17 protein-coding genes are annotated in these 21,384 nt (G+C 39.2%); 5 read left to right on the top strand and 12 right to left on the bottom strand.

The window, feature by feature from the left end:
* The first annotated feature begins 10 nt into the window (after positions 1 to 10).
* Both NMK36_RS07455 and NMK36_RS07450 read left to right on the top strand, forming a co-directional pair.
* Complete coding sequence (locus NMK36_RS07455) at positions 11 to 871, top strand: biotin--[acetyl-CoA-carboxylase] ligase (protein WP_254173436.1); 861 nt, start codon at positions 11 to 13, stop codon at positions 869 to 871.
* A 33-nt stretch (positions 872 to 904) separates the two neighbouring features.
* On the top strand, positions 905 to 2,545 hold the full coding sequence (locus NMK36_RS07450; RefSeq protein WP_254173435.1) for a M23 family metallopeptidase: 1,641 nt from the start codon (positions 905 to 907) through the stop codon (positions 2,543 to 2,545).
* A 139-nt stretch (positions 2,546 to 2,684) separates the two neighbouring features.
* Here the strand turns inward: NMK36_RS07450 and NMK36_RS07445 are convergent, their stop codons facing one another.
* Positions 2,685 to 3,215 (bottom strand): phosphate-starvation-inducible PsiE family protein, encoded by a 531-nt coding sequence (locus tag NMK36_RS07445; RefSeq protein ID WP_072717362.1) that lies wholly within the window; start codon positions 3,213 to 3,215, stop codon positions 2,685 to 2,687.
* A 288-nt stretch (positions 3,216 to 3,503) separates the two neighbouring features.
* A complete protein-coding gene (locus NMK36_RS07440; RefSeq protein ID WP_437126731.1) occupies positions 3,504 to 4,205 on the bottom strand; it encodes a glycoside hydrolase family 108 protein in 702 nt (233 codons plus the stop codon).
* 253 nt (positions 4,206 to 4,458) lie between these two features.
* Between NMK36_RS07440 and NMK36_RS07435 the strand changes: the two genes are divergently transcribed.
* Positions 4,459 to 6,648: a tetratricopeptide repeat protein gene (locus NMK36_RS07435; protein WP_254173434.1), complete on the top strand. Its 2,190-nt coding sequence runs from the start codon at positions 4,459 to 4,461 to the stop codon at positions 6,646 to 6,648.
* 279 nt (positions 6,649 to 6,927) lie between these two features.
* Here NMK36_RS07435 and NMK36_RS07430 read toward each other — a convergent pair whose 3' ends face one another.
* Both NMK36_RS07430 and NMK36_RS07425 read right to left on the bottom strand, forming a co-directional pair.
* Complete coding sequence (locus tag NMK36_RS07430) at positions 6,928 to 7,143, bottom strand: hypothetical protein (protein ID WP_072717359.1); 216 nt, start codon at positions 7,141 to 7,143, stop codon at positions 6,928 to 6,930.
* A gap of 341 nt (positions 7,144 to 7,484) precedes the next feature.
* Positions 7,485 to 9,212: a trypsin-like peptidase domain-containing protein gene (locus tag NMK36_RS07425; RefSeq protein WP_254173433.1), complete on the bottom strand. Its 1,728-nt coding sequence runs from the start codon at positions 9,210 to 9,212 to the stop codon at positions 7,485 to 7,487.
* Between the two features lie 29 nt (positions 9,213 to 9,241).
* On the opposite strand from NMK36_RS07425, the gene NMK36_RS07420 reads away from it, so the two are divergent.
* Complete coding sequence (locus tag NMK36_RS07420) at positions 9,242 to 10,240, top strand: ABC transporter substrate-binding protein (RefSeq protein ID WP_254173432.1); 999 nt, start codon at positions 9,242 to 9,244, stop codon at positions 10,238 to 10,240.
* A gap of 17 nt (positions 10,241 to 10,257) precedes the next feature.
* Here NMK36_RS07420 and NMK36_RS07415 read toward each other — a convergent pair whose 3' ends face one another.
* From NMK36_RS07415 to NMK36_RS07400, 4 genes are all read right to left on the bottom strand, one after another.
* Positions 10,258 to 11,613: a hybrid sensor histidine kinase/response regulator gene (locus NMK36_RS07415; protein ID WP_245824155.1), complete on the bottom strand. Its 1,356-nt coding sequence runs from the start codon at positions 11,611 to 11,613 to the stop codon at positions 10,258 to 10,260.
* A 31-nt stretch (positions 11,614 to 11,644) separates the two neighbouring features.
* Positions 11,645 to 12,061: a response regulator gene (locus tag NMK36_RS07410; RefSeq protein ID WP_228041397.1), complete on the bottom strand. Its 417-nt coding sequence runs from the start codon at positions 12,059 to 12,061 to the stop codon at positions 11,645 to 11,647.
* Positions 12,039 to 14,345, bottom strand: a complete 2,307-nt coding sequence (locus NMK36_RS07405; protein ID WP_072717356.1) for a sensor histidine kinase — start codon at positions 14,343 to 14,345, stop codon at positions 12,039 to 12,041. The genes NMK36_RS07410 and NMK36_RS07405 overlap by 23 nt, the downstream gene beginning before the upstream one ends.
* Before the next feature lie 630 nt (positions 14,346 to 14,975).
* Entirely contained in the window at positions 14,976 to 15,788 is an 813-nt protein-coding gene (locus NMK36_RS07400; protein WP_072717355.1) for an SDR family NAD(P)-dependent oxidoreductase, read from the bottom strand.
* A gap of 107 nt (positions 15,789 to 15,895) precedes the next feature.
* On the opposite strand from NMK36_RS07400, the gene NMK36_RS07395 reads away from it, so the two are divergent.
* Positions 15,896 to 16,801, top strand: a complete 906-nt coding sequence (locus tag NMK36_RS07395; protein ID WP_072717354.1) for a DMT family transporter — start codon at positions 15,896 to 15,898, stop codon at positions 16,799 to 16,801.
* Positions 16,802 to 16,858: 57 nt separating this feature from the next.
* Here NMK36_RS07395 and NMK36_RS07390 read toward each other — a convergent pair whose 3' ends face one another.
* From NMK36_RS07390 to NMK36_RS07375, 4 genes are all read right to left on the bottom strand, one after another.
* On the bottom strand, positions 16,859 to 17,386 hold the full coding sequence (locus NMK36_RS07390; protein ID WP_072717353.1) for a pentapeptide repeat-containing protein: 528 nt from the start codon (positions 17,384 to 17,386) through the stop codon (positions 16,859 to 16,861).
* A gap of 159 nt (positions 17,387 to 17,545) precedes the next feature.
* Positions 17,546 to 18,463: an ABC transporter permease gene (locus tag NMK36_RS07385; protein ID WP_254173431.1), complete on the bottom strand. Its 918-nt coding sequence runs from the start codon at positions 18,461 to 18,463 to the stop codon at positions 17,546 to 17,548.
* A 16-nt stretch (positions 18,464 to 18,479) separates the two neighbouring features.
* On the bottom strand, positions 18,480 to 19,436 hold the full coding sequence (locus tag NMK36_RS07380) for an ABC transporter permease (protein WP_254173430.1): 957 nt from the start codon (positions 19,434 to 19,436) through the stop codon (positions 18,480 to 18,482).
* A gap of 40 nt (positions 19,437 to 19,476) precedes the next feature.
* Entirely contained in the window at positions 19,477 to 21,258 is a 1,782-nt protein-coding gene (locus NMK36_RS07375; protein ID WP_254173429.1) for a peptide ABC transporter substrate-binding protein, read from the bottom strand.
* Between the last annotated feature and the right edge of the window lie 126 nt (positions 21,259 to 21,384).

Below are 21,384 nucleotides of genomic sequence, written 5' to 3'. Positions count from 1 at the left end.
CGATTAGGAAATGTTGCTACTAAAAACTGCTTTGATTTTAACTGAAGTTAAACAATTTGCTGTGACCCTAAATTTATCCCGTTTAGAATCTGCTTTACAAACCCTTTTAGAGACGCGCCATGGCACGTCTCTACTACCAAGAATTCATTATTTTGATACTTTAGTTTCTACGAATCAAACGGCTTGGGAACTGTTAGAACAAGGTGAACCAGCAGGAACCGTTGTCATCTCTGGACAACAAACGGCTGGACGGGGACAGTGGGGCCGACAATGGCAGTCGAGTCAGGGGGGGTTATTTTTATCAAAAACCTTGGATCTCAAGCTTTCTGTGGCTCAACAAGCGCAATTAACGTTATGTTCTGCGTGGGGTATAGCAACAATTTTGCGCGATCGCGGTTGTCCGGTTCAACTCAAATGGCCCAATGATTTAATTTTAAATCAGCGCAAATTGGGGGGAATTCTCACCGAAACCAAAATTTCTCAGCATTATATTACTCAGGCGGTAATCGGAGTTGGCATTAACTGGAGTAACCCTGTTCCTGAAATCGGGATTAATTTACAAACGTTTTTTGCTGATTCTGCAACAATCTCTTCGATTCAATCCCTAGAATTTTTAGCGGCATTAATTTTACAGGGATTAGATTTAGGCATTCAACAATTATCCAGTGCTACTATTAACAAAGTCTTAACGGATTATACCCACCTGTTAACCTGTATCGGCAAGCCGATCTCGATTGCGGATCAACAAGGTGTGATTATCGGTATTTCGGAACAGGGCAACCTCCGAGTGGGTCTGTATCCCCAAACCGAAATCGGGTTTTCTCAAGAAATTGACCTGAAGCCCGGTACAATAAGTGTCGGCTACAGTTAAAACGGTTAGATCATCAATGGTTGTGTGAGGAAGATGACGGAACCCAGTTACCCCCCTAAAAAATATTCATCCCCCAAAACCCGACCAGGGCATTGGCACTCCTTGTCAGGACGTTATGCCCTCTTGGGTTTAAGTTGTCTGACTGGTTTAGTGCTCTTGAGTAGCCGTGTTATTGCTACCGATGAGTTTTCGATTCCTGTAGAAAGTGAACCGATGGAAACGGTTGCGCCCGTAGCACCTGAAACCACTACAGAATATAGTGATCCTGCCATTCCTTCTGATGCTGAACCCCCGGTTGAACCGGAAGTTACTTATAGCGAGCCCGCACCCGTTACCGATAACTTTATAGAACCTGATCCTAATTATTCTGAACCCGCCCCAGAATCGACCTATAATCCTGAAACCGAATATAATTCAGAACCATCGCAACCTGAAATTCCTAATATTGTCCCGCCACCGCCACAAGAAATTGTTTTACCAGACCCACCCCCCGCAGCAGATTCTCCGGCGAATGCTTATATTGATCCCACGGAGTATCAAGTGGGTGCAACGGATGGGTACGAGGCTCCCTCTAGTGTTGTATTTTCAGAACGTTCAACCGGATGTGAAACGGCGTTACAGTTGGGACAATCGGCGGGAGATTTATGCTCCCCAGTCTACCCGTCTGGACTCTATCAAGCGGAAAATAATCCAGTTCCCAATATAGAAAATAGTCCCTATATTGGCAATACTCCCTATATTGGTAATACTCCCTATATTGGTAATAGTAATAACTCAATTCCTAACCCCTTAGTTAATCCGGGAACGGTTGCTTCTGACTCTAATGGGTTTGTTGCTAACTCCTCACCGACGTTTGCGGGAGGTTCTGAAGAAAGTTATACCTCTTCTTGGCAACCTGAACCTGTTGATTATGGGTCAGGTGGGTCATACTCTGGAGAAGTCGCTGTTAGTGGGTTTAGTCCGATTCAAGTCGGCCCAATTGCCGTGAGCAGCATGAGCAATTCGGGTTTGGCTTATTATAATCGCACCCAACGACCTGCGGCGGTTCGGGGAAATGGGGATACTAGCGTTCTTTTCCCTTTGAGTATTCCAGCACCGATTACTTCGTTGTTTGGTTGGCGAGAACATCCGGTTCTCGGTTATGGCCGTTTTCACACGGGAATTGATTTAGGGGCTGATGAAGGAACTCCCGTTGTGGCGTCCTATTCGGGTCAGGTGTCGATTGCAGATTGGTTAGGCGGTTATGGGATGGCCGTTGTCCTCAATCACACGGAAAAGTCCCAGGAAACCCTTTATGGTCACTTATCGGAACTGTTTGTTAAACCGGGAGAAACCGTTAAACAAGGGGACGTGATTGGACGAGTCGGAAGTACCGGGCTATCAACCGGGCCCCATTTACACTTTGAGTTGCGAAAACTTACCAGTCAAGGATGGGTTGCTATTGACCCGCGTAATGATATTGAAGTGGCACTAGCTCAATTATTAAATACGATGAAGGTGGCAGAAGTTCCCTCGTCAGAGTTTATTGCCAAATTAGCAGAAAAAACGACGGATGCAGAAACCGGAACGCCTAAATTACCGCCTTTACCCCCAGGGATTGATATCATGATTCCTAATTTAGAACCTCCAACCCTTAACTTTGGATTTGCAGAGAATGTTAAAACTCCTGGCTAGGATTTAAAGTTGTAAGAGGCATTAAAAATAAATCTCATCAAAAGCTAGTGCTAATACAGCACGAGTTGATTTTGTACTCAAAGCCAAGGCTGTTTTATTGATTAAATAGCCCTGACTGAGTTAATATTTCTGGGTTCAATTAGTTAGGGGAAGAAATTTCTACTGAATCTGTATGAGATTGAGGGGTTTGTATCCATTTATAACGCTGCGTAATCCGACGCTCAGGATCAATTCCTTCAAAGGTTGGCGGAATCCAAACACGGACTAATAAAATCACAGCTAAAACTAATAAAAATCCACCCGTTGCTAAAATTTGAATCCATTCGGTTTCTAAAACCCCTTTCACAATAACTTCTCGTAACACCGAGACAATAGAAACTTCTACAGCAACTCCAATTGAAATCCGTTTTTCTTGTAAATAAATAATTAACAAGCGGAATAATTCAACCAGAATTAACAGAAATAAAATATCTGCTGTGACTTCTTGGAAATTTAAGGGAGGTAGCAGAGAGAAAAACATTTCTCTGAGTTGCAAGACCATAAAACAAAATAGCCCAATACATAAAGAAATGACAATTAAGTCTTGAATCATTTCTAAGGTATTGATAATCCGAAATCGTCCTAACCAGGTTGGCTTGAATTCAGGTAAGGGTTCAAGGGGATTGTGCATGGTTTGTTTTTATTCCTATATTGTGTTAGGCTCTTTTCCTAGAGTATACAAATTTGGCTTATAAGTAAACGTATAATATATTAAAATTATTTATGTTATGAATGATCGAACCTGCATAAACCTCTCAAAGTCATGAGGGGGGATGGCTTGACAGTTGGGAAGGGGATCTCAATTGCGAAAAAGAGCCAAAAGCATTGGTTAACAGAAAATCAAGTACATTGGGTCAAAGCTGTAATTTTTAATGAAGATAAACATTACTGCATTGGTACTAATCAATCCTTAAAATCCTTAATTTTTAATTTTTTCGACATAACCCCATAAACTATAATCCCGACTTAACCAACCGTGAAAAAATGCCATTTGACTCGGATTTTCTTGAACCCGTTTATAACGATATAAAATCCGTTCATTCACGATTTGTAAGGCAGTATATTGGTTATTGCCACGTTCTAAAGCTTCACGGGTTTGTTGATCAAAGGTTCCGGTTTGAGGCAGTCCTAATGCTTGTTGTAGAAAGGTAATTGAGTTATTAATTCCAAAGTTAACCGCAGTATCAAACATCACAATTGCTAAAGCGGGGTGCATTTTTGCCGATTCACTTCCTTGCCAATAACTATTATAAATTTCGATTAATTCGGTTTCGGACATTTGGCTAACATCTAAGCCCGGTAATCCTCTCTGTGAACGATAAGCATCATATTCAGCTTGGGTAATTCCTCGGTAAGTTCTCCCCCCAATATCGGCGGGATGGTCGCTTAATCCCCCTTCAAAATAAAGGGTAAATCCTAACGCTGCATTGAATAATTTGGTTTCATAATCACTTCTAATTTTATTCCTTGCCCAACTTTGGCTCCCAATCGCTACGGAAAATGCTAAGGTGAGTAACACCATTCCGGCGATCGCTTGAGGTTTGAGTTTGGCTTTGAGTTGTTTAGGAAGCATTTGCTGCCAATTCCAATTCATCAGTTTAGAGGGGATCAAAGTTACCATAATCCTATTTAGCGGAGTCCAGACCGATAAGTCACAGTCTAGGATAACAGATCAGTGGACAGTTAGCGGTTAACAGTTGACCGTGTACAGTTAAAAATCGTGATAACTGTAAAAAATGAGCCAGACAGTAGTATCCTAGTTCCTACACTATGGTCAACCCATGAGTGTCTTCCTAAAGCATCCTCGCCGTTCCACGGTTTAGGAGTGTCAATAACTGATAACTGATAACTGATAACTGATAACTGATAACTAAATGTCCGTGAATCCGAATCAATCCTCTGATCCCGTTGTCATGCAGCCTGATAGTCCCCAAGGGTGGACAGAAGTGGCGGAACGTTATTATGTTCAGAAATTTTATGCTGAGGCGATTACCGCGTGTCAACAGGCGATTGCGATGGAACCGAACTGGGCGTTAGCTTATGTGACGATGGGGAATATTTATCAAGCTCAAAGTCAACTGCAAGAGGCGATTCGTTCTTATCAACAAGCCTTACAAATTAACCCGAATTTAGCCCAAGCTCATGCTAATTTGGGGAGTATGTTTTACCGACAAGGACAACTGGAATTAGCCATTAAAAGTTATCGCCAAGCGGTGAAGTTACAACCGGATTTAGCTGCTGTTCATTGGAATTTAGCCAAAGTTTTAAAACACTTAGGACAGGATGCAGAAGCTCAAGTTTCAGAACAACGCGCTTTAGCTTTAAATCCACAATTGGGTGGGGCTGAAGTTCTATTTAATCAAGGGAATCAATTGGCGCTCCAAGGAAAAGTTGAAGAGGCGATCGCAACTTGGAAAAAAGTAATTGAACTAAAGCCGGATTTTGCAGAAGCCTATGGTCAGATGGGAATGGTGTTACGACATCAAGGTAAATATAAAGAAGCCATTCCGGTCTTAGAAAAAGCGATAGAACTCAAACCTAATTTGCCCTTAGCGCATCAACATTTATGTGGAATTTACCGCGATAGTAGTAATTTAGCAGCCGCCCGAAAAGCCGTGGATCGGTATGTGGAATGTTGTGGTGAAATTGACCCGATAATGGCAGCAATTTATAATATTAGTACCTATCAAGTATCAGGGTTAAATTATATTGCTAAAGAACGATTTTTGAAGTTAGAATCTCAACTGTATTCTAAATTAGATCGAACTACTTTGGTAGAAATCAAATCTCTATATTCTAATTTACTGTTTAGTATGCCCTATTTAAGGGATGATTTGAATAAAAATATTAAGCTTCATCATCGAATTACGAAACGATATATTGAGACTATTCTTAAACCGAAGTATCAACAAGTTTCGGATGAGATTCCTTCCTCATTTCCCCATTCTCCCTTAAGAATTGGTATTTTATCAAGCCATTTTAATCGCCATTCGGTTGGGTGGTGTAGTTTAGATGTTTTGCGGGAATTATCGAATTTATCGGTTAATCTTTATCTCTATTGTACGGATCGCCTACAAGCAGATGATCGCACGCCGTTATTTGAAGCGATCGCCCATAAATTTTTTATTCCTAAATACTATCCCAATGGATTACCCACACCGGAAGAAATTATTCAAGAAATTAAGACTGATGAAATTGATATTCTGTTAGATTTAGATGCGTTAAGTTTACCAATTCATGCTGATATTTTTTATCAAAAACCCGTTCCCATTTGTATTTCTTGGTTAGGGTTTGATGCGTTACAAATTTCTAATCAAACTTATTTTTTAGGGGATTCCTATACTCATCCTCAAGGAACTGAAAAATATTATACAGAACAATTGTTACGGATGCCAAACTCGTTTATGGCGGTTTCGGGCTTTAATCGAGATTCAGTTGAACCGATTAAAGTTCGACAATCTTACCGCATTAGTTCTGATCAAATTGTCTATTTATGTGTAGCATCGGGTCGAAAATTTAATGCTGAATTAGCAAAAGCTCAAATTGAGATTCTCAAACAGGTTCCTGATAGTATTTTAATTTATAAAGGTTTGGCGGATCAAGACGTTGTGATTTCAACCTATCGCCAAGTTTGTGATGCGGTGGGGGTGGGGAAACATCGGATTAAATTTTTACCTCGTTTTCCTCAAGAGGAAGAACACCGAAAAATTTATGCGATCGCCGATATTCTCTTAGATTCCTATCCCTATAATGGCGGAACTCATACCTTAGAAGCATTATGGTTTAATGTTCCAGTGGTGACTCGAAAAGGAGAACAATTTTTATCGCGGATGGGTTATTCTTTCTTACAAGGATTATCGATTCCAGAAGGAATTGCTGAGTCTTGGAAAGACTATATTAACTGGGGGGTACGTTTCGGTCAAGATGAAGCGTTGAGGAAATCCGTTCAAGAAAAGTTAATTCAATCCAAGCAATCTGAACTTTTAGCTCCTCTTTGGAATCCTAAACAATTTGCTCAGGATTTATATGATATTTTACAGCAATTAACGGTTAAAAAATCCTAGGGTGCTACCCATTACAGTTTAAAGCTTGGTGTGTGCGACGGATCATCTATGTCAACAATTGCGCCAAAAGCCCGGAAATAAATTTCGGGCTAAAAGCTCAAACCCGTTAAAACGGGTTAAGAAAGACAAATCTTGAGTCATCTAAAGATGACTTTAGTTCTTAGCCCGAACTTGAGTTCAGGGCTAACGTGGGTTAAGTTGACGGACTTTGGCGGCGGATTGATCCTTGCATTCTTCCCTTTATCAATTCCGCCTGATGCAGGCTAGCATTGAGATCGATTAAGAAGCAAGGGCTATTTTTAAGTGGATTAAGCGTTCACGGGACTCTTGTTTAACTAACCCATCAATCGCTGCATTTTGTAATCGAATAAACGCTTCAAAATCTTCTTGGCTATATTTGGTTGTTTGTAACAATTGTCTCAGTTCTTCTTCAACTTTAAGGGTTAAATAACCTTGTTCTAAAGCTTGGTTAACCAGCTTATAGATTGCACCCATACTCAATAATTCTCCTAAATCTCAATAAAAAACTTAACCTCTGAAATAATTTCTAGGTTATTAAAAGGGACAGGCACATTTAGATGGAAATACGAGGAAATCAAAACATGGTTTGCTTTTCCTTGATTCTCAAGAATTTAAAACCTCTATTTCTATTAGAATCAATTAGAGGAACAGTAGAAAAAAAGATGTTAAATCATTCCAGACCTATCAATTGCTGTATCAAAACAGACATTTCCTGAACAGGCAGTTTTGTGGGTAGAGGGTATTTTTAGTTTATCTCAATTTTTCTGAAATGGCGAGTCTAACTCCAATAAACTCATCATTATGAGTTCAGGAAATTAAGGTTGATTCCAAACCTTCACTTGTCCATCCCATCCTCCACTGACTAAAGTTTTACCATCAGGGCTAATACTCACTGCATTAATGTAACCAGAGTGACCTTTTAAATTGCCTTTTAATTGACCCGTTGCTAAATCCCAAAGTTTCACCGTTTTATCCCAACTTCCACTAATTAAGGTTTTACCATCGGTGGTGATTACGATTGACCAAACCCCATCGGTATGACCGCTTAAACGACGAATGGGTTGACCTGTTTTTAATTTCCATAAAGCAATCGTTCCATCTGCACTTCCACTAGCTAAAGTTTCACCATCAGGACTAATGGCTAAGGATAAAACGGATAATTCATGACCTTTTAATGTCCGAATTAATTCTCCGGTTTCGACATTCCAAAGTTTAATACTACTATCTTTACTTCCACTCGCTAAAATTTTACCATCGGGACTAAATGCGATCGCATCAACTAACTGTTCATGTCCGATAAAGGTTTTCAAGAATTGACCCGTTTTAGCATCCCAAAGTTTAATCGTTTTATCCCAACTTCCACTAGCAATTTTTTGACCATCAGGACTCAACCCAACAGCTAATACAGGACTATTATGGGCTTGAATCGTTTGAATTAAGGGCAAGGTTGCTGATTTTAATCCGGTGGCTAAATCCCAAATTTTAATTAATCCATCTTCACCCCCCGTGACTAAATATTGACTATCTCGACTGAGGGTAATACTATGAATAGATCCTTGATGAGCACTTAGGGTGCGAGTTAGTCCACTGGTGGTAACATTCCAAATCGAAAGGGTTCCATTACTATTTCCAATAATAATATAAGGAAAAGATAAAGCTAAGGATAAAATTTCTCCTGATTGTTCTGTGATTGTCGTTGCTAAAGAAAAAGAATTATTCACCGCAGCAAGGGTATTAGGAGGGTTGACAGGAGAATTTAGATCACGATTAGTGGTGACAGGTGCAGAATTGTTTGGGGGGGTGGGAATTGAAGATAATCTTGCCGTTTTTCGCCAATCTAAAAAATAATTAATCGGGATTCCCGCCGAAACAATTTTATCGGGATTTGTACCTAACTGAACAATTCCATTAACTCCAATTACCTTTCCTTCATCATCTAAAATCGGGCCGCCACTCATTCCACTTCTGACTAAATTTGTGTAAACTAAACTATATCCCGCACGGGGTTGTTGACGTTCACTGAGGGTTCCATTGGTACTTAAAAAAAGCCTCTGTCCCAGGGAAGTTCCTGAACGGGGCCATCCGGCTACATAAATCGAACTCCCCGGCTGAATTTGATTGGAATCGGCAGAAATTGCCACGCGATACCGTTGAGAACTGCTAAAGGGAATTAAGGCTAAATCCAGGTTAGGAAGTTGTTGAATTAAACTATAATAAACAAAGTAGCGTTTACCATCGGAGGTGACAATTTCATAGTCTCCAACGCGATCAACAACGTGCCAATTCGTTAACACATAATAAGTATTTCCTTGCTTTTCCACAATAAAACCGGATCCGCCTTTTGGCCCATCAATTCTAACGGTAATTTCTCCAGCAATGGTATTTACTTCGGCAGAAGATAGGGCAATTTCTTGAGGGGTAGAGATGGGGAAAGGAAGAGACTGAGGAAGAACCGGAATCGAAAGACTCATGAAGGGAATACTGAGAATAATTGCACCCCGGTTTTGATGGAAAATTTTAATAAAATTTTTCAGTAAATTCATGTTAAATCAAACTTATTCAATCCTAAGATATGATCGAGTTTAACGTAAGATCGGCGTTTATTGCGACAACCCTGATTAGCATATTGTTGGGATGTGGTTGGAGACAATCTTCTTCAACCTCGGATTCAAAAAATCCCCAAAAGTTTGTTGCTGTGACTCAAATTGTAGAACATCCCTCTTTAGATGCAACTCGGAAGGGAATTCAAGATGAATTAGCAGCAGCTGGATTAAAAGCCGGAGAAACCTTAAAATGGGAGTGGGAAAGTGCCCAAGGCAACCCTTCAACGGCAACCCAAATTGCCAATAAATTTGTGGGGGAAAACCCAGATGTAATTGTTGCGATCGCGACTCCTTCGGCTCAAGCTTCAGTGGCGGTAGCGAGAAATATTCCGGTAATTTTTGCCGCTGTTACTGACCCTTTAGGGGCGAAATTAGTCAATAATTTAGAAAAACCCGGAGGGTTAGTAACCGGAGTAACAGATTTATCTCCGATTAACAAACAGCTTGATTTAATTCAAGAAATTACGCCAACGGTGAAACGATTAGGGGTGATTTATAATGGGGGAGAAGCGAACTCTGTTTCGTTAGTAGATTTCTTGAAAATAGAAGCAACAAAACGGGGATTAACGGTGGTGGAAGCGACCGCAAATCGCTCAAGTGATGTGGCAACTTCTGCCCGGAGTTTAGTAGGGAAAGTGGAGGCAATTTATATTCCAACGGATAATACTATTGTATCAGCTTTAGAGTCCGTGATTCAAGTGGGAATTGACAATAAAGTTCCGATTTATGTCGCCGATACGGATTCAGTTAAACGCGGGGCTATGGCAGGATTAAGCTTTAATTATTATGATGTCGGGCGACAAACGGGAAAGGTCGTCTTACAAGTTTTAAAGGGAGAAAATCCGGGGAATATTCCCATAAAATCTGTTGAGAAACTCCAACTGTTTATTAATATTAAATCAGCGACAGCAATGGGGGTAAAAATTCCTGAATCTGTGTTAAGAAAGGCAGATGAAAAGATTGAGTAGATGGGGAATCAAGTTTTCTACAGTTCACTAGCTTTGATCAGAGGTAAACGGACAATAAAAGTTGTTCCCATTCCGATTTGACTATCGATCCAAATTTTACCTTGGTGAGCCTCTACACAATGTTTAACAATGGCTAAACCTAACCCTGTACCAGGTATAGACCCTACATTTTTAGCTCGATGGAAGGGTTCAAAGAGTAGGGGAAATGAATCGCTCGGAATTCCAATGCCTTGATCTTGGATACAGAAGTCAATGGTCTGATCTTGAACCACCACATCAAATTGAACGCTCTGAGATTGCGGAGAATATTTAACGGCGTTTTCTAATAAATTCATTAAGATTCTTCTTAATAAATTAGAATCAACCACAACGTCTTTAAAACTCAATTTTAAATCCAGATTAATTTGACAGTCTTCGCCTGCACTCAAGTGTATTTCTTCAACTAATTGGCGACAAAAAACCTCTAAATTGATCACACTCGGTTGATATTGAAGTTGACCCGAATCCGCTTCCCCAATTAATAAAACTTCATCCAATAATTGAGCCATATTTTTACTAGCAGACCGAATCCGTTGAAATAAAGTCACTTTTTTTTCTTGGGATAATTTCTGCTCATAATCTTGCAGCAATACGGTGGAAGCCAAAATCGTATTTAAAGGATTTTTAATATCATGAGAAATCATCGAAACAAATTCAGATCTCAGTTGATTTTGTTCCTGAGCTTTCACTAATTCTTGGGTACTTTCTTGGACACGCATTTCTAAAGCTTGATTCATCGCTTTTAAACTTTCCAAGGTATGCTTTCGTTCAATGGCATACCGCAAAGAACGCACTAAAACTGTTCCATTGACTTGTCGTTTAATTAAATAATCTTGCGCCCCCTGACGCACTGCCCTAATGGCTAATTCATCGTCATTGGTATTCGTTAAAACGACAATTGGTAAACTGGGGACTTGTTCAATCAAACGCGCTAAGGATTCTAACCCTTGACTATCAGGAAGGGTTAAATCTAATAAAACGACATCAAAAATCGTGTTCTCTAATTCTTTTAAGGCTTCTCCTAGACGTTTAACATGAACCACACTGAAGGGTTGACACAGAGAATCTTTCAGCAATTCCTGCAAGAATCGCGCTTCAGCGAGGTTGTCTTCAATCAACAAGATTTTCACTGAACTAGCGGGCCTCATCGTTGAATGGCTTCTCTCCCTTCCTAATAAGGAGAAAGATGAAGAAGAATGGGCAGAATAAAGAACATAGGAACTTGGACTTTTCGGTGGTTCACAATAGCGAGGTAAAGGTTCTGAATCCACGGAAAATAGATATTGAGCTTCTTGCTTCTTCCAAGTTCCTTCATTGTTCCAAATTTGCCGCATTGTTAATCCTTCTCCTACTTAAAAGGATAATTTAATCACAAGGTAAGGTAACAGTTTTCAGCCAAAATTCTTCTATTCCTCGCACAATCGTAAAAAGTTGGCTCAAGTTACGAGATTTTGTAATATAACAATTGACATGAAGGTTATAGCTATGATGAATATCCTCTTCATTGTGGGAAGTAGTCAAGACAACGACAGGAATTCGTTTTAAGCTAGGGTCAGCTTTAATCTCGGCTAAAACTTCACGCCCATCCTTTCGGGGTAAGTTTAAATCCAGAAGAATTAAATCGGGGCGAGGTGCATCGACATATTCTCCTTCTTGGCGAAGATATGCCATGGCATCAACCCCATTTCTAACCGTTACAACTTCATGCGGGAGTTGGCTATCTTTTAACGCTTCTTGGATGAGACGGATATCGGCTTTATTATCCTCGACCAAAAAGATCATTTTGGATTTTTCGTCCATTTCGGCGCTCACGTTCGCGTCCTCCTACAGGAATTGTAAAGTAGAATGTTGAACCTAAATCAAGTTCAGATTCAACCCAGATTTTTCCCCGATGGCATTCTACAATTTTTTTACAAATTGCTAATCCCATACCTGTACCCGGGTATTCATCTCGCGTGTGCAGACGTTGGAAAATGATAAAAATTCGTTCTGCAAATTGCGAATCAATGCCAATGCCATTATCCTGAACTGAGAACAACCACGCATCTTCAATCCGTTGTGCTCCGATATGAATTTCTGGCGGTTTATCACTCCGAAATTTAATCGCATTACCAATTAAATTTTGAAACAATTGCATCAGTTGGGTACTATCCGCCATCACCGTTGGCATAGGGTCATGGGTAATAATAGCTCGGCTTTCGGCGATGCGTTTTCGTAAGTTGGATAACGCTCGATCTAAAGCGGTTTCAACTTCAGTAAATTGAAACTCAATCCCCTGCATATCCACTTTAGAATAGGCTAACACATCATCAATTAGGGTTTGCATTAAACTCACCCCTTCAACAGCATAGGTAATAAATTCCTTAGCATCGTCATCAAGGGCTTTTTGATAACGCATTTCTAACAGTTGTACATAGTTTGCCACTTGATTTAAGGGTTCTTGCAAATCATGAGATGCCACATAAGCAAACTTTTTCAACTCGGCGTTAGACCGTTCTAAATCATGGGCTAATTGGGCTAATTCATCCGCTTGTCGCAGGACAATATTAATAATGGCTTTTCGCAATTCTAAAGCCATTTTAATTTCAACTTGTTTCCAAGGAAGAGATTTTAAGCGAACCGTTTCTTTCCACTGTTCAAAGGATTTCCGAGGAGAGAGAAAAACTTGACCGTCCGTGTGGGTGGTTTCAAAGGCTTGACTTGGATTTCCTCCCCATTTCACCGTTTGGATGACTTCGGGACGGAACCACAGGACATAATTTTTATTAGAAATGGGAATGGCTAATACCCCACTTCCAACGGCTTTAAATCGTTCAGCATCGGAATAAATTCGAGGCAAAGAATCGGTATAAAAAGCTTCTTCATCTCCCTGTTTCCGCAGCCATTGAACTAAGAAATTTAAGTCTTCTTCGGAAGGGGTTTCACCGATTAAAGTAAATTGTCCTCCAAAGTAAATGGCAGCCCCTTGAGCATTGGTTAAATCTAATAAATTGGGTTGATGTTTAATTAAACCATCAATAAAGTTTTCTTCCTGAGCCATATAATCAATCAACGCCGATTGAATATAGGTTAATTGAATCCGATAGTCATAATCTTCTGTTTCTTCCCGTTCAGAAAGTTCAGAAAAAATCACTCGTCCTAAAAATTCGCAAGCTTTCCGCAGTTCATAGGATACATATTTGGGGGTAAGGTGATGACAGGCAATTAATCCCCAAAGTTTTCCTTCTTTAATTAAGGAAATCGTTAAGGAAGAACCGACTCCCATATTGTTTAAATATTGCAGATGGCAAGGAGAAGCACTGCGAAGAATAGAACAGGTTAAATCCGTCGGTCGATGGCTGATGGGATTGACTTCTGGAAACAGTTTAACGGGTTCAGAGGCGGCATCAGGAATTAAGCGAATCCAATTGGAACTAAACATCCGTCTTGCGGGTTTAGGGATATCTGATGCCGGATAATGTAGCCCTACATAGGGTTCCATTTCCTCCCGTTTTTCTTCCGCTATAACCTCTCCATGTTCATCTTCATCAAATTTATATAACATCACCCGGTCAAATCCGGTGACTTTCCGCACTTCCTTGACAATAATTTGACAAAAATCTCGTAAATTTGCAGAAGCTTCAAGTTGATTAATCGAGACTCTGGCTAAATGATAAAAACTTAAGAACGGAATATTTTCTTGGGACGTTGTGGGTTCTAATTCTAAAACTAAATACCCTTCAGAGTTGCGATGAAAGACCCCATCAAAAATAACATAATCATCGCCCTTAACTCGGAACCAAATTTTAGTCGGGTTAATAAAATCTAGGTTATCTTGTTTGAGTCCTGTTTCTATTCGTTCCATTTGAAACGGATCAAGTAAATCCGATAAATGGTTATGCACCATTATTTCAGGAGAAATCCCTAAAATTGACTCAATATTACTACTAACTTGTAAAATTCTGAGGTCGGGTTCTTCTAAAACGAATAACACGCCATGAGGTTGAATTTGGCTTAGAATATGGATGGGTTGTTCATCTAAATTTCTTAAGCTCAACCGATTGTCTTGTATGTTTATCTCTACCATAACGATTCTCCTGAATCCATATTGACCTGGAAATGAAGGTGATCCTTATGCAGACCCCCTCACCTTTCTTTGTGAATCCCTGGCGTTGAATTCGATTTTGCCTCAACGAGTGGATTTATAAATCTCAGAAACAAAAGGCGATTTCTGGTAAATTCCTCCGCTTAAACTTAAATTGATCAAGGCTTTCAAGGAATTGAAAAATGCTTCAAACCGAACGGTAGAACTCCTATTTGCTTATAAACGTAACTCATCCATTTCCCCGCCGAAGTCAACCTGATCTGAGTTTTGATTTAAAGATTGCACGTTGAGGGTTTAAGATGATTTTCCTCGGCCCTTATAGGCTGTTATTTCCTTAGTATAGTATTTGTTCAAGCTGTCAAAAAGGATTGAAATAATACTAATTTGAGATATTTCCCTATAATTCTTTATTTTTGTTTAAAAAAGTATACATACTCACCGAAGGAGTCAGGAGAAAGGAGATAAAAATCGAGGATTAGCCAGATTAAAACATTTAATTTTTTTAATCTGAAGAATTCGCTGCTTAATTCTCTAGGTCTCCTGACATAGAAAAACAAGTCTTGAGCCAAGGCTTAAGATCTGAACTCAAATCAAACTTTATGGTTTAGTTTCTTAAGTGTTCATAACGCTTGATTGATTCAAAACCCACTCCATTAATCCAGGGAATAATCGATAGGTTTCTGTCGCTAATACAGCCGAGCCAACGATGACTTCATTTTGTTTTTTCTCAACAGCATTCCAAATGGCTTGAGCAATATCTTCCGGTTGACTCACCCAGGTAGACGCTAAAGCAGAGTCCAAACGTTGACGCAATTGTTCAACTTCTAACTCATTTTCTCCTCGAAATTGCGCTCGTTCCATAAAATTACTATTAATAATACCAGGATGAACGGCACAAACCTGAATCCCCTTTTTTTGCACTTCTAATCTCAAGGATTCAGTTAATCCAACCACAGCATATTTACTCGCACAATAGGCAGCCATTTGTGGAAAAGGAATTTTCCCACCAAAGGAACCTACATTCACAATGGTTCCCTGTTTTTGAGCTAAAAAATGGGGTAATAAAGCGTGAATTAGATTGACATAACCAAAGAAGTTAGTATTCATTAATAAATGCCAATCTTCTAAAGTTGTATGTTCAACGGATGCAGTCAAACAAATCCCAGCATTATTTACTAAAACATCAAGGGTTTCATAATAATCTAAAGCTTTTTCGACTAAATAGCGAACTTGTTCAATATCGGTGACATCCGTTGGAATGGCTAAGGTTGAAACCCCTAAAGATAAAACTTCCTCCGCAACAGCTTCTAAACGTTCAGGTTCCCGTGCTGCTAAAATCACATTGTAGCCCTTCTGTGCAAATAATAAAGCGGTTGCTTTACCACTTCCTTGGGAAGCCCCTGTAATTAAAACGGTTGATGTCATAGGATAAAATCATGGGTTTATGCTTTATAAAGTAACGCATAAATTAACAAATGAGTAAAACTCAGGTTAAACTTTAGAGAGTCAGGATTTGAGGTCATCAAGGCAAAATGCAGGGTTTTTCTTCAGCCTCTCCAGGATTAATTTGGGGGGTGGTTATTGTTGGGGTTATGGCAATTTCCGTCGGATCAATTTTAGTGCGCCTCGCCTTAAATGCTGCGGATCAAAGTGGTATTGGTTTTAGTTTAGTCATGGCGGCGATTCGCTTAACTGGAGCCTCCCTAATTGTATTACCAACAGCCTTAAAAGTTCAATGGCGATCGCTTTCTTTCCAAGCTTTTAGTTATGCAGTTGCAGCCGGATGTTGTTTAGCGTTTCATTTCGCTACCTGGATTACCTCTTTATCCTATACTTCCATTGCAGCTTCCACAACTTTAGTGACCACTACTCCAATTTGGGTGGCAATTTTATCGAGATTTTGGTTAAAAGAAAAACTCTCTTCTCTAAAAATTATAGGAATTGGAATCGCCTTTTTAGGGGGAATTATGATTGGCTTGAGTGATACTCAAGGAGGAGATTTTTATTCTAATCCTTTCCTGGGAAATAGTTTAGCATTAATTGGAGCTTGGGCTGTTAGTTTTTATTTAATGTTTGGGCGGGAAGCTCAACAACGGGGATTTTCCCTGGGGGGTTATGTTATCGTTGCTTATACTGTTGCATCAATGATTTTATTACCCTTACCGTTGATGTTGGGTGTGGGTTATACCGATTATCCCGCTAAGGTTTATTTATATCTTTTATTAATGGCAATTGTACCTCAATTAGTCGGTCATACCAGTTTTAATTGGGCGATTAATCAAATTTCTCCTACTTTAGTTACTTTAGCCATTTTATTAGAACCCATTGGAGCTAGTTTTTTAGGTTATTTATGCTTTAATGAAGTTCCTCCCTTAGCCGTATTAATCGGGGGAATAATTGTTTTAACAGGAGTAGCGATCGCTGTAATTAATTCTTAATTAAAATTAGAAGTATAGGGCAGGGTGCGCGTTGAAGGAGCACCCTACCCTGATAAATTATCTTCTGTTATTACATTTGACTCGTTGGCTTTCTATTGTGTAATCTCGTGGAATTGTACTTAAGTCCATTCCCGGTCGAAAAATTGTTTTTGCATCCCATAATTTAGCTCCCGTTAAGTTAACTCCGTCTAAATTTGTTTGAGCATCAATAATGACCCCACTTAAGTCAGTTTTACTTAAATCTGCTCCACTTAAATCTGCTCCACTTAAGTTAGCATCAACAAAATTAGCAAAGGAAAAATTAGTATTCTTTAAGTTGGTATTCGATAGGTTAGCACAGGTAAAAAATGCGCCTCGGAAATTACCACCACTGAGGTTAGCATTACTTAGATTTGCTTGTCGTAATTGAGAATTCACGCGGCTTTGATTACTTAAATCTGCCCCTTGTAAATTACATCCTTGACAAGAACGAGCTTGACCGCTTAAGAAAACCGCCGGATCTGTTGTGTTAAATTGAGCCACCGTTGGTGCGACAAAAACAACAGGGGCAAATAAAGCCAAAATTCCCCAATATTTATATTTCATGGATCATAATCCTCAGATATTGTGATTTAATTACTAACATATAAAATTCATGATGTCAATTTTAAATCTTATTTCCGATGCCTTAATATTCTAACGAGTTAATTTAATCATCGATTTAGCTGATTTAAAGATAAAATTGAAACAATAATTATAATCTCTTTAATGGGATTGCGGATCTAAAGCATCCCTTAAACCATCCCCCACTGCATTGATACTCAAAACCGTTAAAAAAATCGCTAACCCTGGAAATAAAGCTAAATAGGGGGCGGTTTCTAAATAATTTTGAGCATCATAAAGCATTCTTCCCCAGGTGGGAACATCGGGGGGAAATCCTAATCCTAAAAAACTTAAGGTAGATTCTGTAATAATCGCAGTTCCCACGGCTAAAGTCGCTGCGACAATTACAGGACTCAAAACATTAGGAAGAATATGCACCCAAATTAATCGATTAGAAGATGCACCGATCGCTTTAGCCGCCGTAATAAAATCTCGTTCTTTTGTGGTGATAAAACTTGCCCGAACTAATCGCGCCACCGACATCCAATTTAACGCCCCCACAACCAGAATAATTAATATAAAAATACCCACTTCTGGCCCTGCAATTTGTTTCAGGGGTTCTCGAAATAGATAAATGACTAATAGTAATACGGGTAGTTGAGGCAAAGAAAGAAATAAATCGGTTAATCGCATTAGTATACTATCGAGAATTCCCCCATAAAATCCAGCGATCGCCCCGACTAATATTCCTAATAAAATTGCTACTATCATTGCAGCCATACCAACGGTTAAAGAAACTCGTCCTCCGATTAATAAACGGGCTAATTGATCCTGTCCTAAATCATTAGTTCCTAATAAATGTTTCCCACTTGGAGGAGAAAGGGAACTGACAAAATCAATTTCTGTCGGACGAATTCCATAAATCCAGGGGCCAATGATCACAGCTAAAATAATAAACAGCAAAATGATTGTTCCTAAAACAGCTATTTTATCTCGTTTAAATTGTCGCCAAGCGGTCTGAATTAGGGATCTAGGTTGGGTGGTTTTAGCGATGGGTTCAGAGGGTTTAATTAAAGTCATATTTTTTTGTTAATGATTAATATTGAACTCTTGGATCTAAGAATCCATATAATAGATCAGCGAATAAGTTAAAAAGTACCACTAAAATAGCATAAACCATTGTAATTCCCATAATAACCGGGGTATCACTCCGAAAAATCGAGTCAATTAATAATGCCCCAATCCCCGGAATTCTAAACACTTGTTCTGTGACTAATGATCCCGCAAATAAACCGGGAATTTCTAAAGCCATTAAAGTTACTACTGGAATTAAAGCATTTCTTAAGATATGACCGTTAATCACATTCAATTTCGGTAAACCTTTGGAATAAGCCGTGCGAACATAATTTTGATTCAATTGTTCTAAGAAAGAAGACCGAATAAACCGCATTAAAATTGCAGCTTGATAGAAACCTAAAACACAAACGGGCATAATAGACTGTTGAATTTGTTGCCAAAAGGTTTGTAAATTAGTCACTTGTAAGGTACTATTATAAATGAAGGGAAACCATTTTAACTGGACGCTGAAAATAATAATAAATAGTAATCCGGTAAAAAATGTCGGTAAGGAAAACCCAATAAAGGAAACGGTTGTTACGATTTGATCTAAAATAGAATAGCGTTTTAATGCTGAAATAATTCCCAAAGGAAAGGCGAGTATAACTGCTAACAGATAAGCTAATCCCATAATCCATAAAGTTGTGGGTAAACGTTGCAAAATTAATCCTAAAACCGGGCTGCGACTGGTAAAAGAATAGCCTAAGTCTCCTTGTAAAAATGCCCAAACCCATTTTAAATAACGAATAGGAATGGGTTGATCCAAACCCAAGGATCGGCGAATATTTTCTCTGACTTCGGGTGTAATCGAAGGATTAGTGGCAAATTCTCCCATCGGATTTCCGGGGGCTAATGCTAAGATGAGAAATACAACAAGGCTAATGGCAATTAGGGTGGGAATTGAGGTTAGAATGCGGTTAATCAGGTATCGGGTCATGGGGAATATAAAGTAATAAAAGATAGCCCTGAAGGGCTTACTACGGGTTCTTTTTCCAATCTTTGATGTTCCAGACGGTTAAATCCCAGGGAGTTAATTCTACACCCGTTAAGTTTTGATTAACTCCTCCCACTTCGGCGCGGTGAACTAAGGGAATTACAATCGTATTATTGACTAACATATCATTCATTTTAATCCAAATTTGTTTTTGCTTTTCAGGGTCAATTTCAGTGGTGGCTTGTTCCCAAAGCGCATCATAAGCTGGATTACAATAGCGAGAAAAATTATCCCCTGTCCAGTTATTTGCTTTTTGAGGAATTTCATCACAGGTATAGGTTTTTAAATAGGATGTGGGATCAGGATTGGTATTTCCGGTACTAAATAACTGTAAATCTGCTGCAAATCGTTCTGTGGTATCAGGGTTAGCAGGATCACCAGAAAAATAAACACTGGGATCAATACTTTTAAGTTCGACTTTCATTCCTAACTGTTCTAAAGATTGTTTAATCACTTCCTGGGTTTTTTGACGTAACGGATTTACAGAGGTTTGAAAGACGATATTCATTTCTACCCCATTTTTATCTCGAATTCCATTATTATTAGTGTCTTTCCATCCCGCCTCATCTAATAGTTTGGCAGCTTTTTCTAAATTAAATTCATAACGGGTATTGGGGGAAACGGCTTCCGGGGGATTAACAACAAAATTAGAGGTGGGTTTTCCTAAAATTCCATAAAGTTGATTGGCAATAATCTCTCGATTAATCGCTAAACTTACAGCTTGACGAACTTTAGGATCACTAAAGAAAGGATGGGGGAATTTTAAACTAGATCGTTCTCCATCGGGGGTGGTTTTATTGGGATCGGTTTGATTAATCAAAATCCGTTCCATTAACGTCCCAAAATTAGAGACAATTTTACCTTTTCCCGCCGCTTCTAAGGGTTTTAAAATATTAGATTCCACCTGAAGATTATAGGCATAATCCGCGTCTCCCGTTTGCAACACTGCTCTAGCTGCGGAGGTTGCATCCCCTCCTCCTTTGAGTTCTAGGCGTTCAAATCCTAACAGTTTCGCATCTCGAAAATTAGGATTAGCTTCATAAACCACCACATCCCCTGGCTTGAATTCTACCACTCGATAGGGCCCTGTTCCCACAGGTTTTAAATTCCCCGGCGCTTGTCGGGCATTTTCCCCATTATAAGCTTCAAAAATATGACGAGGTAAAATCATACCTTCTGTTCCCACAAACACCGAATACCATCCCGGTGTAACGGCTTTAAAGTTGATTTTTATCGTGTGGTCATCAATTTTTTCAATATCTTTAATAATTTTATAGGTTCCAGATGTGGTGGTTCCTACTTTGGGATTGCTAATAAACTCAAACGTAAAAATAACATCATCCGCCGTAAAGGGTTTTCCATCTGACCATTTCACATCTTTTTTGAGTTTCCAGGTCACTGATTTTCCATCTTTGGCAATTCCTCCATTTTCTACGGTGGGAATTTCGGCAGCTAAAAAGGGAACTAATTTTAATTGATTATTAAAACTGGCTAAAGGTTCTAGGGTAATACGGCTGGCTTCGGAATCTTTGAACCCGGTTGATAAATGGGGATTGAGAATAGTTGGAGCTTGCCAATACAATAATTTTAAGGTTTTTTCTGGGGGTTGCTGATTAGAATTGCTCGGATTAGTTGAGGTAGAATTGGGGGAAGACCCACAGGCGGTTAAAGTTAAACTAATTAGCCCAACCAACAACGAAAACCGATAAGACTTCAGATAAATTGAATCAAAGAGCGATCGCATCCTGTACTGAGTAGATTTCATAAAAACTTCAAACTGACGATAAACAACCCTAGAGAGGCATAAATGCCTGTATTCAGTATCACTCGATTATTGAATTTCGTTAATTTTATTACAAAATCTTACAAAAAGAGCGATTACACTTGACAA

Origin of the sequence: Planktothrix pseudagardhii (genome assembly GCF_904830925.1) — a bacterium.
In the GTDB taxonomy this organism is placed as follows: domain Bacteria; phylum Cyanobacteriota; class Cyanobacteriia; order Cyanobacteriales; family Microcoleaceae; genus Planktothrix; species Planktothrix tepida.
Note: the sequence above shows the minus strand (reverse complement) of the source record. Positions and strands in the feature narration are given on the sequence as shown.